The organism is Chitinophaga sp. (genome assembly GCF_039596155.1).
Taxonomy (GTDB): domain Bacteria; phylum Bacteroidota; class Bacteroidia; order Chitinophagales; family Chitinophagaceae; genus Chitinophaga.
In genome coordinates, this window is sequence record NZ_JBCNKF010000005.1 from 284,162 (window position 1) to 301,377 (window position 17,216).

The 17,216-nt window shown below is 39.4% G+C and carries 7 protein-coding genes and 1 tRNA gene; all 8 read left to right on the top strand.

Annotation, left to right across the window (positions count from 1 at the left end):
* Window positions 1–74 precede the first annotated feature (74 nt).
* The 8 genes from treZ to ABDW33_RS07335 all read left to right on the top strand — a co-directional run bounded on the left by treZ (window position 75) and on the right by ABDW33_RS07335 (window position 16,797).
* A complete protein-coding gene (gene treZ, locus ABDW33_RS07300) occupies window positions 75–1,895 on the top strand; it encodes a malto-oligosyltrehalose trehalohydrolase (protein ID WP_343689413.1) in 1,821 nt (606 codons plus the stop codon).
* Window positions 1,882–4,449 carry a malto-oligosyltrehalose synthase gene (gene treY / locus ABDW33_RS07305; RefSeq protein ID WP_343689414.1) on the top strand — a complete coding sequence of 856 codons (2,568 nt, stop codon included), beginning with the start codon at window positions 1,882–1,884 and terminating at the stop codon, window positions 4,447–4,449. The genes treZ and treY overlap by 14 nt, the downstream gene beginning before the upstream one ends.
* A gap of 62 nt (window positions 4,450–4,511) precedes the next feature.
* Window positions 4,512–4,595, top strand: a tRNA-Leu gene (locus tag ABDW33_RS07310).
* A 1,795-nt stretch (window positions 4,596–6,390) separates the two neighbouring features.
* Window positions 6,391–7,632: an exonuclease SbcCD subunit D C-terminal domain-containing protein gene (locus tag ABDW33_RS07315; RefSeq protein WP_343689415.1), complete on the top strand. Its 1,242-nt coding sequence runs from the start codon at window positions 6,391–6,393 to the stop codon at window positions 7,630–7,632.
* A gap of 5 nt (window positions 7,633–7,637) precedes the next feature.
* Complete coding sequence (locus ABDW33_RS07320) at window positions 7,638–11,369, top strand: SbcC/MukB-like Walker B domain-containing protein (protein ID WP_343689416.1); 3,732 nt, start codon at window positions 7,638–7,640, stop codon at window positions 11,367–11,369.
* A gap of 23 nt (window positions 11,370–11,392) precedes the next feature.
* Window positions 11,393–13,330 (top strand): AAA family ATPase, encoded by a 1,938-nt coding sequence (locus tag ABDW33_RS07325; RefSeq protein WP_343689417.1) that lies wholly within the window; start codon window positions 11,393–11,395, stop codon window positions 13,328–13,330.
* Window positions 13,331–13,420: 90 nt separating this feature from the next.
* Window positions 13,421–15,163: an AAA family ATPase gene (locus ABDW33_RS07330; protein WP_343689418.1), complete on the top strand. Its 1,743-nt coding sequence runs from the start codon at window positions 13,421–13,423 to the stop codon at window positions 15,161–15,163.
* Window positions 15,160–16,797, top strand: coding sequence for an ATP-dependent helicase (locus ABDW33_RS07335; RefSeq protein ID WP_343689419.1), 1,638 nt, complete (start codon window positions 15,160–15,162; stop codon window positions 16,795–16,797). The genes ABDW33_RS07330 and ABDW33_RS07335 overlap by 4 nt, the downstream gene beginning before the upstream one ends.
* Window positions 16,798–17,216: the final 419 nt, after the last annotated feature.

Below are 17,216 nucleotides of genomic sequence, written 5' to 3' on the forward strand. Positions count from 1 at the left end.
AGAAATAAAACATCGAAAAAGATTGAAAACCCGCTGGCATAATATTATCGGTTAAATATTAAAAACTGATTTCATTGAGAACAGCATATACATTTACCGGGTCTACTATTCTTGAAAATGGTACCGGATTATTTACTGTTTGGGCACCCTTCAGAGAATCTGTTGCATTGTTAGTAAAAACACCGGAGCCCGCTACGTATCCTATGCATAAAATCCACGATGGTTACTGGCAGGTGACTGTTCCGAATGCATTGCCGGGTACGACTTACAACTATTTACTCGATGATAGCCTGGAACGCCCTGACCCTGCCTCCCGCTATCAACCGGAAGGGGTGCATGGACCATCTGCATTGGTAGCCAATGATTTCAAATGGTCAGATGAAGGCTGGAAAGGACTTGACCTGAAGGAGATGATCATTTATGAAATTCATACAGGCACTTTCACACCGTTGCAGAATTTCAAAGGTATTTTATCCAAGCTGAGTTATCTGCGTTCGTTGGGAATAAATGCTATTGAGATCATGCCCATTGCTCAGTTTCCCGGCAACCGTAACTGGGGATATGATGGGGTATATCCATTCGCCGTGCACAATACATATGGGACTACCAATGAACTGAAGGCACTGGTGAACGCTGCACATCAATACGGGATTGCCGTGATACTGGATGTGGTATATAATCACCTGGGACCGGAGGGGGCATATTTTGCTGACTTTGGCCCCTGGTATACGGATAAGTACAAAACTCCTTGGGGATCGGCGATCAATTTTGACGATGCACATTCTGATGCGGTGAGAGCCTATTATATCCGGAATGCCCTGATGTGGCTGGAGGAGTTTCATATTGATGGATTACGGTTGGATGCGGTGCATGCCATTTGGGATAGTAGTGCGAAGCACTTTACGGAGGAACTGGCTGAGGTGGTGAATGAGCTATCGCATGCTACCGGTAAAAAAAAGATCCTGATCGCAGAGATAGATTTTAATAATCCAAGATATATCACGCAACCTGACAAGGGAGGTTATGGCATGCACGGGCAATGGGTAGATGAATTCCATCATGCACTGCATGTGGTGCTGACGAAGGAACGGGATGGATACTATGAGGACTTTGACGGTTTGCCATCGCTGGCGAAAGCGTGGAGGGATAGTTATGTGTATACCGGGCAATATTCGCAGCACAGGAAGCGGAAATTTGGTGTGGTTCCGCACAATGTACCTTACGACAGGTTTATAGTATTCACACAGAATCATGACCAGATAGGCAACAGAATGCTGGGCGACCGGCTGATGGCGCAGTTGCCACTGGAGGCGAATAAGCTGGCAGCGGCGATGTTGTTATTATCTCCGCATACCCCCATGTTGTTTATGGGCGAAGAATATGGAGAGACCAGGCCATTTTTGTACTTCACGAGCCATGGAGACGAAGACTTGTCAAAAGCGGTGAGTGAAGGTCGCCGGAATGAATTTAAGGCCTTTTCCTGGGTAGGAGATGTACCTGATCCACAGTCAGACAAGACGTTTGAGCAGTCCATGCTTTCTTGGCCGGCACCGGGGCCGTTGCTGGAATATTATCGTTACCTGATAGCGTTGCGGAAGACGAGGAGAGCATTGCTGAATTCAGAAAGAGATAATATCTGGGTGAACATGCCGCAACCGGATGATGTTATACTATCAGTAGAGCGGGCAGGGCATGATGATCGTTTGTTATTACTGTTTAACTGCAGTGATGGCCAGGCGGTGTTTACACATAACCGTCCTCATTTTTTACATAAAAAGTTTGATTCATCAGTAGCTATCTGGCAGGGGCCGGGTCCAACTGCCCCGGATGAAGTGACAGAGGGTACTTCCATTACTTTACAACCATACTCAGCTATTATATATGAGATCGTATAATCCGCCGACCGCTACTTATCGCATACAGTTCCATGCGGGATTTACATTTAAACATCTGAAAGACATCATTCCCTATTTACATCAGCTGGGTGTATCGACTATTTATGCATCGCCCATTTTTAAAGCAGCGCCGGGTAGTATGCATGGGTATGATGTAACAGACCCTCACATGATCAACCCGGCGATAGGCACCATCGATGAGCTCCGGGAAATACATCAGCTGCTACAGCGCCATGATATGACCTGGCTGCAGGACATTGTGCCGAATCATATGGCCTATCATGCGGAGAACACCAGGTTGTATGATGTGATGGAGCGGGGGCCACTGTCTCCTTACTACGCTTATTTTGATATTGACTGGCATCATCCTGATTTTGCAGGTAAGCTGATGACACCGTTTTTAGGTAAACCCCTGGATTCCTGTATCGCAGATGGTGAGATCAAGCTGGCGGTAACGCCGGGAGGGTTTACCGTGAATTATTTCCAGCAGGTATTTCCGCTGTCGGTGACAGCGTATGACCTGATCAGTGAGCAGCTTTCTGATAGTGACGCATTGCCGGTGGTGAAGTTACTCTCCGCATTGTATCAACGGGCAACGGCGGGAACATCGCTGGAAGACTGGACCCATCAGAAAGGGCAGTTGATGGCCGGGGTAATGAACCTGGAGATAGTGCAGGGCGTGGTAGATAAGGTGAATAATAACCTGGCATTGCTGGCAAAGGTTGTATCAAAGCAATATTACCAGCTGGCATATTGGAGTGATGCGGACCGGTCGATCAATTACAGAAGGTTCTTTACGGTGAACGAGTTGATCACTTTGAAGATGGAGACACAGGAGGTGTTTAATGAGTACCATACGTTCCTGCATAGTTTATACCGGGAAAACCTGATACAGGGGTTGAGAATTGATCACATAGATGGATTGCAGGATCCGGGTGGGTATATAGAAAGGTTGAGGCAGTTGTTCGGTAATCAGTGTTACATCATAGCGGAGAAGATCCTGGAGGACCAGGAGAGTTTGCCGCATAGCTGGGATCTGCAGGGAACGAGTGGGTATGAATTTTTGTCGTTTGTGAATCACTTGCTGAGTCATGAGCGGGGCGTACAGGGATTGCATGCTTATTATACATCGTTAACAGGGTCTCCGGTGTATGAAGAGCTTGTATTAGAGAAAAAGAGGCTGATCCTGGAGCGATATATGGGCGGTGAATGGGAGAATATGGTTCGGTTGTGTTATACGCTTAAACTGGCGGATGCACGGGTTAGCAGGGAATTGTTAAAGGAGGCGATCGGGTTGTTCATGATTTGCCTGCCGGTGTATAGGCTGTACCCGGTGGCGGGGGATGCGTTGTTGAAGGAGGAAGTAGCGGGGACCTTTGCACGGATGCGTTCTTTGAACAGGTCGGCAGAGCCGGCGATATTGTTGCTGGAACAGTGGTGGGAGGAGGATAAGTTGCCGTTCTTCTTACGGCTGATGCAGTTTACCGGGCCATTAATGGCGAAGGGTGTGGAGGATACGGTGTTTTATGTGTATAACGCGTTGTTGTCGCATAATGAGGTGGGTGATAGTCCGGTGGCGGAACCTGGGAATTTTCATCAGTTGATGGTAGTGAGACAGCAGCAGACGCCGCATGCGTTGAATACGACGGCGACGCATGATACAAAGCGGGGGGAAGATGGGAGGATACGATTGAATATGTTATCGTTGTTCGTGGAGGAGTGGAAGCAGTTGGTGGAGACGTGGCGGGAGCTGAATGAGTCGGAGATTTTACTGAATGATGAGTATTTTATTTACCAGAGCATCGTGAGTGGGTATGAGGATGGGGTGTCTATCATTGAGCGGTTGCAGCAGTATGTGGTAAAGGCGCTGAGGGAGGGAAAAGTAAATTCGAGCTGGTCATCGCCGGATGAGGAGTATGAGAAAAAAGCGACGGATTTTGTATCACGGGTGTTACAGTCAAAGCCATTTTTAGATAGCCTGGTTCCGTTTATAGAAAAGCTGGACAGTTTTGCTTATACCAGTTCGCTGGCGCAGACGCTATTGAAGATGACGGCACCGGGTGTGCCGGATACGTACCAGGGGACAGAGCTGTGGGATTATAGCTATGTGGATCCGGATAACAGAAGACCGGTGGATTATGAGTTGCGGAGGGCGATGTTGCAGGAGATGTCGGGATTGTCTGGAGCGGGGTTATTTGATTATCTGGCGAGTCATCGGAAGCAGGGAGCGGAGAAGTTGTATTTGGTGTGGAAGATGTTGCATAGCCGGCGGGAGTTACGGAATTTGTTTTTGGAGGGGGATTATTTGCCTTTTCAGCGTAGTGGGGAGAATGTATTGGCGTTTGCGCGGGTATACAGGCAGGAGTGGGTGTTGGTAGTGGTTCCCCTACCCGATCGGGAGCCGGTGACGGCATCGATATTATTGCCGGCGGGTGCGCCGGAGCGGTGGAGGAATATTTTTTCGGGGGAGGTGATAGCGGGGAAAGAGGTATTGGAAGTGGGGTTGGTGTTGGGGAGGTTTCCGGTGGGGGTGTTGGTACCGGAAAATATTTAAGGAAAAATTTGGTGGAATGGAAAAAGTGTGTACATTTGCATCCCCTTAACACGGTATCAGTTGCCCAGATGGCGAAATTGGTAGACGCACTGTGTTCAGGTCGCAGCGCTCGCAAGGGTGTGCTGGTTCGAATCCAGTTCTGGGCACTTGGAAAGGTTGATAATCAATAGATTATCAACCTTTTTTCTTTTGTGATTGTCATTTTCATATCGCGTTTTTGGATCAAGTTGAATTCTTGGGGGATTGATACTGTTAAGCATAAATTTTGGATAACCTAAACAGGAAAAATTCTACATCTCTCACCCCTCTCATCGCATTTCTAAACGATTTAAGGATTCCCGTAATATTGATAGCACCTAATTGAATTGGTAACATTTTATGGAATTTACGTTCTGTAATCATCAGCAGTTAAAACTGATTAATTGCTTTACAGTTAATAATATTTGTCGATCGTTGGGGATTATAAACACTGAACCATATCTATAGATTTCATTTATAAAATACAAACTAGTAGGTATTTTTTTGAATATTACTATTACTTAAATTTACAAATCATTAAACTCAAAAAATTGCAACATGAACTATTATCCACTACATTGCATTTTTTAAAAAAGGCATTGCCTGTAAATCATGCAAACGACCATATAACAAGGAAGACCATGACAAATTCTGTCTATTTGTGGAGCCGGTAATAATAGATTAATAAATAAAGTATTAGCATAATGCTGTGATTTCATTTATTAATCTTCCGCTACTTCTGCTTTATTATCTTTTCCTTCTACATTATTTTTTTCACCTATTGTATAGACACTTCCTTGATATCCATTGCAATTGTTGGTCATTAAAAAGTAGATAAAGTGCATTGGAAATGTAAAAGAAGTCAGTAAAACAAATGCGGCGTATACAAATCTGAAATATACACATTGGGCTGATGATTTGATAATCCAGCTTAGTTCACACGCTGATGTAGATACGTCGGGGGAAAAAGTAAATCTAAGATTACGGGAGAATTTGCCTTGTTAGATGTCAAGATCAATGAGGATAAAAACTTATTATATTTATTTGGGTAAGGTAGAGTGCATTAAATTCCTGACCTCACTTTCAGGAACCTATGACGTAATGGCAAAGCTAGTCTCTGGGGACAGCCTAAAGCAATAAAAGCCATATGCAATAAAATTAGAGCAATTTTTATATAATTTAAGTCCCAACGCTATACAAGATTTTGAAACTCATCATTCCAGTACTAAGAGGATTACTGAACTACTTCAGAATAGAAAACTCAGGAAAGACTTTTAACAACATGAATAACGGCGTAATAAAAAGATGTGCAGACACGTGACCCGAAGTGCTGGAAGAAAAAGATATGGCTGAAATAAGTGGATTACAAAAGTACTATGGTATATATACCTTGCATACTCAGATATTGAAGTGCCTTATTGAAAGCATGACCAGGAATGAAAATCAAATAAACCGATGAAGAAGATTAATAGGGTAAACGTCTGCTGTAAACCGGCATGCACAGTTTGATGAGGTAGTTAGTGGAAATGCAGCTTATTAAGCTGGAACACCACTACTTGATCCTACAAATCAGAAGTTTTCCCCAAACTTAGATTTTGAATTGATGATATGATAAAAGCAAAGAAGGGGAAAAATCCTGTTTTTATTGATTGTCAATTATAATAACTTGCATACAGTTACCAAAGAGTGAAAATAAAAATAGTTAAGAAATTCGATAAACATTCCTTAACGTTATTATCACACCTGCATTTATCGAAGTGGCTACAGTTAAATTTTAAGATAGAAACTAACATTAAAAAATTCAACCTATCCTTAAAGTTTAAATAATAGGACGCTAATCGGCAAATGTGATATTGTCATTGAACAACTTAGAACCGTTACACCAGGTAAACTAATTTAAAACATTCAAGTGATTTTTATGTTATGAAATTCCTGCATACCGCCGATTGGCATATCGGCCAATTATTACATGAGTATGATCGAACCTACGAGCATCAACAATTTTTAAATTGGCTGGTAGAAACCCTGACCAATGAGCAAATAGACGTATTGCTTATCAGTGGGGACGTATTTGATCTCTCTAACCCTTCTGCCAATGCGCTAAAAATGTTTTATACATTTTTAAATCGCGCTGTGAAGAGCAATCCAGGATTGCAAATCGTAGTTACAGCCGGGAACCATGATTCTGCATCCCGTTTAGAATCTCCCACCCCATTGCTGGAATCCTCCAACATACATATCATAGGACTAATAGAGAAAGATACAGAAGGAAACTTTGTATACGAAAAATTGACTATACCTCTAAAAGACAAGCAAGGTAATATAAAGGCATGGTGCCTGGCAATACCTTTTCTGCGGATGGGAGATTACCCGGTAATTTCAGATTGTGAAAATCCATATACAGAAGGTGTTACGGCCTTATATAAAGCCGCTTATGAATACGCACTTGAAAATAAACAGCCCGGACAAGCAATTATTGCGATGGGGCATTTACATGCGCAACAGGCGGAAATAACGGAGCAGGATAAAACGGAAAGACTGATAATGGGTGGCGTGGAATGTATTTCCGCTTCTGCCTTCCATGAGGATATTAAATATGTAGCATTAGGGCATATTCACAAAGCACAGCGAATTGGAGGGAAAGAACATGTTCGTTATTGCGGTAGCCCACTTCCCATGTCCTTCTCTGAAATTAATTATAAACACCAGGTAATTGTTTTTGAGCTAAACGACGAAAGCATTACTGCACTAACCCCCATTGACGTACCAGTAGCAATCCCATTATTACGTTCCCCGGCTGTGCATAGCAAACTTACTGAAGTACTTACTGCATTAGAGCAGTTGCCCAACAGCAACAGTCAGGCAGCACCAGCACCTTACCTTGAAGTAAGAGTACTGCTAGATGGTCCTGAGCCAGCTCTCCGGCATAAAATAGAAATGTCTTTGACCGGGAAACATGTGCGTTTAGCAAAAATAGATGTCAGATACGCCAGTTCAACAGCTAATGATACTCAACCAGAAATGGTGGCAGATCAAAATTTGAATGACTTACAACCGCTGGAAGTTTTCTCCAAAGTATACCAGTCAAAATATAACAATACTGTACCACCAGAATTGCTTCAAATGTTCAATGCAATCGCTCAGGAAGCAACCCTAACCGATTAAACGAGATGAAAATACTTGCCATACGCATAAAAAACCTTGCTTCACTGGAAGGTATTACTGAAATTGACTTCACACAGGAACCACTTTGTTCTGCCGGTATCTTTTCTATTACTGGTCCTACCGGGGCAGGTAAGTCTACTATATTAGATGCATTGTGCCTGGCACTCTATGCCAAAACGCCGAGATACAAGCAAGCTGAAAGTGGCGTTGACATATACGATGTACAGGGTGCTTCCATCAGTCAGAATGATGTGCGGGGTATTTTGCGGGATGGTACTGCAGAAGGATTTGCCGAAGTAGATTTTGTTGGAGTAGATAACCAGCCTTATCGCGCGACCTGGATGGTAAGACGAGCCCGAAACAGGGCGGATGGAAACTTGCAGGCCTTTGACGTGGCGCTTAAAAACATCAGTACAAATTCACCTGTTCCGGGAAGAAAAACTGAGCTGCTGACAGAAATTGAGCGCCTGGTGGGATTAAGCTTTGAACAATTTACCCGTTCTGTATTGCTGGCACAGGGTGACTTTACAGCCTTTTTAAAGGCAGGAAAGGACGAAAAATCAGCCCTCTTAGAAAAACTCACAGGTACGCACATCTATTCTGAAATATCCAGGCGCATTTATGAAAAGCACAGGGAGCAGGCGCAGCAACTACGGGATCTCAATTCACAACGGGAAGGGATCCAAACAATGACCAGTGAAGAGTTAACTTCCCTGCAAGAACAAAAGGACACAGTTGAAAAAGACATACAAGCCCAGGAAAAGTTACTACTTGAATTAAGCAAAGAGATTTCCTGGCATGAACAATTAAATAACCTGCAATCCAGATTAGACGCTGCAAAACTTGCCAGTGAACAGGCCTTTGCAGTTAAGCAGGAAGCCATTCCCCGCGAACAGCAACTACAGCAGATTGTAAGTGTACAATCAGTAAGACCGGTAGTTGCCCAATTAAATACCGTTCAAGGTCAAATCAATGCGAAGAGAGTCAGCCTGGAACAAATTAGGGTTCAGCTAAATGCATTACAGCAAAAAAAAGATGCGCTCGATATTACGCTACAACAAACAGAGGATAACCTCACAGCAAGAATAGCGGAAGAAGAGGCAGCTTTGCCACTTTTAAATGAGGCAAAGACACTAGATGTACAATTGGCAGAAAAAGAACTCCAGACATCCCAGGCCCAAACAACGTTTAATACTGCGAGCCAAAAGTTGCAACAGCAGCAGCAACAACTTACGCAGAAACAACTGGATGCGGAACAGTTAGAAAGCAAGGTTAAAGAATTACAACAATGGAAAGAAAGCAACACTGCCCGCCAGCCCATTGCAGAACAACATAGTCTTATTATATCTAAGCTGAATGATGCAGGTATTCTGCTTGAAACTCAAAAAAAACGTTTTTCTCTCGTGCTGGCCGCGGAGGAAGAAATCAAGGTGCAAGAGCAGGAGCGGCAGAGATTGAGCAATGAATTTGCAACCCTTCAGACATCATTACAGCAGGCCAGACAAGAATATGAAAGTCAGAAAGAAGAATTTTCTGTAATTCCTATTGCCAGTTTAGACCAGCAAAGAAGCGCCCTTGATGAAACAATTGAAGACATTATTGCAGCAGAAGCACACTGGAAAATACTAAGCAGCGCTATTACAGAACAAACTACGATTACAGAACAACTTGAAGAAAACAGGAAACAACTAAGAGCAGATCTTGAACAACTTGGCAATACGAAAGCATTACTTGAAACTAACGTAATACAGCGAAATACTTCATTAAGTATGCTGGAGAAAGCCCGCCTGGCCGCGGCAGAAAACGTTGAAAGTTTGCGTACAAAACTGGTAGCTGATGAGCCTTGTCCTGTTTGTGGCAGTACTTCTCATCCTTATGCCGGGCATAATACCCAACTGGATCATGTGTTTAAAGAGTTGGAAATAAGCCATGAGAAAATAGAAACGGCCTATACAGACAGTCTTACTACACATAGCCGCCTGACACAGATATGCGATCTATTAAATAAAACGATAGCTACTCAGGAGAAAGATCTTTCATTAAAGCAAAAATCTGTTAAGCAGTTAGAAGAAGTATGGGGTCGGTTTAAAATACATGCTTCGGCTTCATCAATAGCCTTTGACGAAAGAGCAACATGGCTACACCAAAAACTACAACAAGAAAAAGACCAGCAACGTGAGTTACGGGATACAATATTGTCTTATAATAATAAGAAAGAGCAGCTGGAAAAGCAAAAAGGCATGCTTGATGAATCTGACAAGCAGCTTATCAACATTGCAAATGCGTTAAAGGATACTGAAAGAACACTGAAATCTCTAGAGGAACAACGAGATAATCATAAAGTAGAAAGAGAAAAAGCAGAGACTGGTATTGAAGATCTTCAGCAAAATCTTGCTGTCTATTTTACCTCTGAACAATGGTTCCAACACTGGAAAAAAGAACCTGATAAATTTGTACTACAGATCCAAGAGTTTGCAGCACAATGGGTACACAACATCCAACAATTAGAAGAAGGCTTAAAGCAAAAGGAAGTACTAGCTGCCACGTTGAAAGGTATACAGGAACAACTAGTTCATCTATCAGAAGAAACAAGTCAAAAAGAGCAAGCGTTATTAAAAATACGGGAACAATGGAACGACCTTTCCGGTAAAAGGAAAGCTATTTTTAATGGTGAGTCTATATCAGTTATAGAAAAAGGTTTTAAGGACGCAATTATTAAAGTCCGGCAGGTATTAGATCAACAAAAATCAGAAAAAGAAATTCTGCTGGCTAGTCTCACCCGTAACACAACTCAGTGTGAAGAAACAGAAAAAGAACTATCTGTATATTCAAAACAGGAAACATTCTTTAAACAGCAAATTCAAGACTGGCTCAATTCCTACAATCAACAACATTCAGCCAGTCTATCAAAAAATGAATTAGATCGCTTATTGTCTTTCACGCCGGATTGGATAGAAAAAGAGCGTTTGACACTACGTGCGATAGATGATGCCGTAACCCAGGCGAAATCAATATTAGCAGAGCGGGAACTAAATCTAAATAAGCATCGACAAGAGAGGATGTCAGAACGCACGGCTGAAGAACTGATAACATTACAAACAGAGGCCAAACTACATCAGGAGCAAAATAATCAGACCAGTAACGAAATAACCTTTCGACTAAGGGAAGATGCCACTAATAAACAACGCATAAGTGCGCTCTTACAATCTATAGAAACACAATCACTGGTAGTAGATAATTGGGCAAAGCTGAATGAGGTTATTGGTTCTGCGGACGGGAAGAAATTCCGCCAGATCGCCCAGGAATATACACTGGATGTATTGCTCAGTTATGCGAATGTTCATTTAGCTATTTTAAGTAAGCGCTACGTCTTACAACGCATACCCAATTCGCTAAGTTTACAGGTGTTAGATCAGGATATGGGTGATGAAATACGTACTGTGTATTCTCTTTCCGGTGGAGAATCTTTTCTTGTATCGCTGGCACTTGCGTTGGGGCTGGCATCACTTTCTTCCAGCCGTATGAAAGTGGAATCCCTGTTTATTGATGAGGGGTTTGGATCACTAGACCCTGCAACACTAAATATAGCAATGGATGCATTAGAGCGCCTGCAAAATCAGGGGCGCAAAGTTGGTGTTATTTCCCATGTACAGGAAATGACAGAACGGATACCGGTGCAGATAAGGGTTAGTAAGCAGCAGAGTGCGAAGAGTAAGGTGGAGGTGACAAGTATGTAAGAAAAACATATAAAATACTACAAATGCACTTAACCAAACTAATAATCTTAAATTATAGAAGTTGCCAAAACGTACAGATTAATTTTAATGATCGGCAGCCGAATATCCTAATTGGAATTAATGATAGCGGAAAGTCTTCAATCTTAAAAGCGGCGGACCTTTTATTTAACGATAAGCCATTGTTTAATTTTATAAAAGATAACAGTGCAAAAAATGATTTGTCAAATACAACACTAACACCCGAGCAATTTACACAAGTAATAGAGCAAAATGGACTGCCCAATTTGATATATAATAGGAGACAGTGTTATGTGATCGGAAAATTAAATATCGGAGATAATGAATTAACACAAGAGATACTCTCTTCTTTATCTCCTACAGCAAGGTGGGCTTTAGAATCTAATAACTCCAATTTTATTTGGATTGCAAAAGTCTTCGACACAAGTAATAATGCGTCGAAGTCTTATGTGATACTTAATGATTTTCTGGAAGATGGTAATAATCTAGCGGCATATTCGCTAACAAGTACTCAATTAAATAGATTAGTTACAGATTTAGCAATTCCTCAAGAGTTACGCCAAAACGAAAATAATGCTGGGCCTCTTTCAATTATTGAAAAAATAAGAGCTGTATATCAAGTACGTCGGCCTTCCCCAATATGGTGCGAGTTTAAATTTGAGAAAGGTGATAAAAATCTATTGCCGACTTTTCGTTATTTAGATTGGAATTATTCTTTAGACGAAATAAAATCACTTGCTGCTGATGCAATGCATGGATTAGTTGAAGAACATTTAACTCCACTTAAAGTACAAGCAAAAGAAACTGCAAACACTGTTACCGAAGGAATTAATGAAAAACTTAAAGATATACAGTCAATTATTGGCTTAGATTCCCCTAGTATAACAGCTATTAAAACAAAGGTTTACATAGACATAAAGGAATCTATAACAGACATAGTTATAAATAAAACTAATGCAGATGGCGATATACATTTAGATGCTCAGGGTGAAGGTATAAAAAGACAAATTTGGTTTGCTATGATTAAGGCTGCCGCAGTTGCAGCACATGAACAAGGTCATAATTATAATAAGTTTATATGGGCATTCGACGAACCAGAAACACATCTATACCCTACAGCACAAAGACAGTTATTTGAAATAATGAGAAGTATTTCATTAGGAAACGTACAAACAATTCTGAGTACTCATTCAACTATATTTATCGACAGAACGAAACTAAACTCAATAATTGGAGTAATACAAAATGATGTTGGATATACTGAACTATATGGTATAGATAACATTAATGCCATTTTTGAAAATCTGGAGGTCAGAAATAGTGATTTTTTATTCTTTAATAAATTCCTGATTATTGAAGGCGATACAGAAGCCTATCTTGTTCCTCGATTATATAAAATATGGAAAAGGTGCTCACATGAAGAGGATAATATTCAAATTATAAATATCAAGGGAAAAGATAAATGGATTGAAGCAAAGCAAATTCTTGAAAACATCTTTCGTCATTTCCGTAAAGACACCGACAGCCTAGTTTTCTTATTTGATAACGATGCATCATATAAAATAGGCCAGGAAGCGATTAGTGAAAATATGTTTTTTATAGGAATACAAGATATAGAAGATAGCATAGATTCAAATGTATGGTTGAACATTTGTAACGACAGGCTTAATGAATGGGAAATTACCATTTCGATAGAAGAAATAGAGGCTATCAAGAACTCTATTCCAAATGATCGTTTTGCTAATAATGCAGAGAAATTCTATCCAAAGCTACAAAGACTCTTAAAGGAAAAAGTTAGTGAACATATTAGAGAATCAGTTACATATAATTTATTATCAGACAAAGGAAGTGATTCCGGCGAGATGATCTTGAATTATTTGACAGATCGCAATATGATTAATCCACGAATTATTGAAGCATTCGAAAGACTAAATCATAATTAATAATTGAACCCCAGAATCAAAACACGCTAACTGAAAAAAACTACAAAAAATATTGATAATTTTTCAATTGCACTATACAATTACTAGCATATGAAAATAACAGAACTTAAGCTTAAAGGTTATAGAAATTTTAAGGATGCGACAATAAACGTGTCAGAAAAGACATTAATAATTGGTACAAATGATGTTGGCAAGTCCAACATGTTATACGCAATGCGTATATTACTAGACAGAACTTTGTCTGAATGGGATATAGAGCCAAAAGATTCAGATTTTTATTGTTATGAGGATACAAAAGAGCTTAGCATCACTATAAAACTAGAAGAAGTAACAGAAGATTGTGTTTTGGCAAAACTTCCTGGAAAAATCAGTGATGATGGTGTATTATACTTATCATACAAAGCTTGGAAAGAATCCCGTGCATACATTTTCTATGCTGGATTTAGAGAAGATCAATTAGAGGAAATTACCGAGCGGTTTTATCGAAAAGTGCTCCATTTGAAATACATAAGCAGTAATAGAGACTTACAGGGATATATAAAAAAAGAGAAGAGAAACCTTATAAAGGATGCTCAAGAAAAAAGATCTGAAGCTGAGGTAAAGATAGACGACGAAAGTCTATTAGATATAGAGAAGGAGCTACTATCAACTAATGATAAGATTTCCAAACTCTCATATGTAAACAAGGCAACTGAGGCTATAAATACAGAACTACAGGAATTATCATTCCATCACGTAGGTCAGGAAGTCGTTTTTGATGTAGGGAGTTCCGATGTAAATTCCTTTGTGGAAAATCTGCACTTGGCATCAAAAGTTAATAATTCCAATTTAGCAATAGGAGGAGATGGCCGAAACAACCAGATTTTCTTAGCATTATGGGCAGCCAGAAACGAAATTAAAGAAGATAACCCCCTAGAAGTTACGTTTTATTGTATTGAAGAACCTGAAGCCCATCTACATCCACATCAGCAAAGAAAATTAGCCGAATATCTCGTTAAAAAACTGAGAGGACAGGTTTTTATTACTTCCCACTCACCACAAATTGCGTCTGAGTTTTCAGCTAATTCAATTGTAAGGTTATTACAAAAAGGTAAATGCACAAAAGCAGCTAGTAACGGATGCAGCAAAATTATTGAAGATGCGGTTTATAACTTTGGTTACAGATTAAATATTATTGCAGCGGAAGCTTTTTTCGCCAATACCGTGCTTTTGGTCGAGGGACCTTCTGAGGTGCTCTTTTACAAAATATTAGCCCGTGAATTAGGGATAGATTTAGACAAATTTAATATTAGCATTTTAATGGCGGATGGCGTAGGGTTCGAAACATTTGTAAAAATATTACATGCACTAGAAATTGATTGGGTCGTTAGGACTGATAATGACGTTTTTAAGATACCAAAGAAAAAAGAATATAGACTTGCTGGTGTGCAGCGAGCATTGTCTATTTATAAGAACAATTGTAAGAAGGATATTGACATTGAAGCTCTTATTGTTGCTAAAGGCAATCTTTTAACTGGATTCTCAACGGAAACGCCCCCACAAGCAAGCAAGGATGCTTCAAATGAGTTCAGGGAGAAATTAGAAGATTATGACATTTTCACTTCTGATATAGATCTTGAAAACGACTTACTTAATCAAGGTCTAGAAATAGATATCGTGGAACACCTAGGAGCTGATGATAAGCAAGAGGCATTGAGTATAATGCAGAAGAAAAAGGCAACATTTATGTTTGATTTTTTACGAAAAAAATCACATCTATTAAAAATTCTACAAAAATCAAAATTAGCTATTCCACTTTTTGCTTGTAAAAAACGTATTGAAAATAATGTATGACACCAACAGCGCAACAAAAAAAAATTATTGATGCACCTGGAAATTTGATTATAGTTGCTAATCCAGGTAGTGGAAAAACATTTGTTCTAGCGGAAAAAATAAAAAATATATTACCGGATACAGTTGAAATCAAAGGCGTAATTGCAATATCATATACCAACAAAGCATCTCATGAACTGAAAAGCAGATGCTTAAAAGATGGTTTAGCTCCCAAAGGATCATTTTTTGGTACTATGGACAAATTTTATCTATCAGAAATAGTAGTTCCATTTGCTAAGCAACTTTTTGGTATTCCGAAAGTTGAAATTGATATAGTAAGAAGAAGTGACTTAGAAGAAAGTACTAAAGAGGAACTTAACTGGCTTGATGATAAAATTGACCTAGATAATTTGCCTCAAAAACATATAGATCTTTTAAAAAAACTATTTTTACAAGGTAGAATTGTATTGGAGTCCGTAGGTTTATTCTCCATTTATGTATTTAATAAAAGCAAAGCTTGCCGTAAATATATTAAATCAAGGTATACGCATATAATAATTGATGAATACCAAGACACTGGTAAAGAACAACACCTTCTATTTTTAAAAATTAAAGAACTTGGACTGACTGCAATTGCAGTAGGAGACACCAATCAATCAATCTTTAAGTTTTCAGGAAAAAGTTCAGATTATCTGATTGATTTAGCCAAACAAAAAGATGGATTTACACTTTTTCCACTTGATTTTAATCATAGATGTGATGCGTCTATTATTAATTACTCTCTCCTATTATTGAACAAAAATTCCGATTTGCTACCGTGTGATAATATTCATGTTTTTGAGAAGCAAGTACAGGGTAATGAAGTTCAAATTGCCCAATGGCTATCAAAAGCAATTATACAATATACTAATAGATATAAGGTTAACAAAGAGAGCAAAGTCGGAGTGCTTGTAAGAAATGGTAGAACAGGAACAATAATACATAATAATATAGGATTACCTCATAAGTATTTTGAAGCTACTCCATTAGATGAGGACTTTACAATATGGTCTGGCCTTTTCCGTGATTTACTATCTATTATATTTGATAAAGCCCAATCTAGGACAACTTTTGTTGAAAATTACATCAGCACTGATATAAATAGAACCAAAGTAATAAGCATATTAAAACAAATTAAAGAGCTAGGAGAGAAATTCGCTTCCCCCAATTTTGACCTACTTTCTATTGCCGATTTGTCAGAGCGCATTGCAACAAATCTTCATCCATCGGGTAGAAATTCAAAATCCATTATCCTTTTGAAAGAAGTATTATCTGATGCAAGATTATTAGAATCATACAAACCTGCCGCTGACAATGAAATACAGATTATGTCATTACATAAATCTAAAGGATTAGAGTTTGACATAGTTTTTCATTTGGATTTGTATGAATGGATACTCCCTAAAAAAGAATTGAAAGATAACAAGGGCTTTTTTTCTGATCTAGTTCAAGATATAAATCTCCATTATGTAGGAATTACTAGAGCAAAAAAGTGTTGTGTACTATGTTATAGTAATAGGAGAACGAACCATAAATTTGAAAATAAGCCTGGCAATCCATCCGAGTTTTTGAAAGTAGAATACTTGCAAAAGAAACGAAATCCATCACCATTTTAGTTGAAATCAATAAGAACTAAAAAGTCTTATACAGTGTATTCTATAATAAGTTACTATATTTGCCCAGACAGGTGAAAAAGAGTTAAGAAGTGTGAACAACAGGCACACTTTTACACTGTCTAAAAAACAGCGTCACCAATTTGACATCCCGCGACTGTAAGATATTAATAACCAGACAGATAGTATTCCTGTTCTGGGCACAAAATAGCTCCGTAATCAATTGATTTACAGGGCCATTTTTAATTTATGCTTATCAATAATTCACAGGTTTTAACGCATTCTACCACTATTATTGACACATAATTGACACACAGAATGACACACAAAATTTGTGGTACTTCTCTAGCAATTCCGCACCCGAAATTCTCTGAAGAACATCCTCTCATCATCGTACCTTCAGGATTTACAGCTATCTGCAA

Excerpts from the sequence above, each read along its gene's own strand:
- ABDW33_RS07335 (WP_343689419.1), top strand. The coding sequence starts at position 15,160 with ATGACACCAACAGCGCAACAAAAAAAAATTATTGATGCACCTGGAAAT.
- ABDW33_RS07315 (WP_343689415.1), top strand. The coding sequence starts at position 6,391 with ATGAAATTCCTGCATACCGCCGATTGGCATATCGGCCAATTATTACAT.
- ABDW33_RS07325 (WP_343689417.1), top strand. The coding sequence starts at position 11,393 with ATGCACTTAACCAAACTAATAATCTTAAATTATAGAAGTTGCCAAAAC.
- ABDW33_RS07320 (WP_343689416.1), top strand. The coding sequence starts at position 7,638 with ATGAAAATACTTGCCATACGCATAAAAAACCTTGCTTCACTGGAAGGT.
- ABDW33_RS07330 (WP_343689418.1), top strand. The coding sequence starts at position 13,421 with ATGAAAATAACAGAACTTAAGCTTAAAGGTTATAGAAATTTTAAGGAT.
- treY (WP_343689414.1), top strand. The coding sequence starts at position 1,882 with ATGAGATCGTATAATCCGCCGACCGCTACTTATCGCATACAGTTCCAT.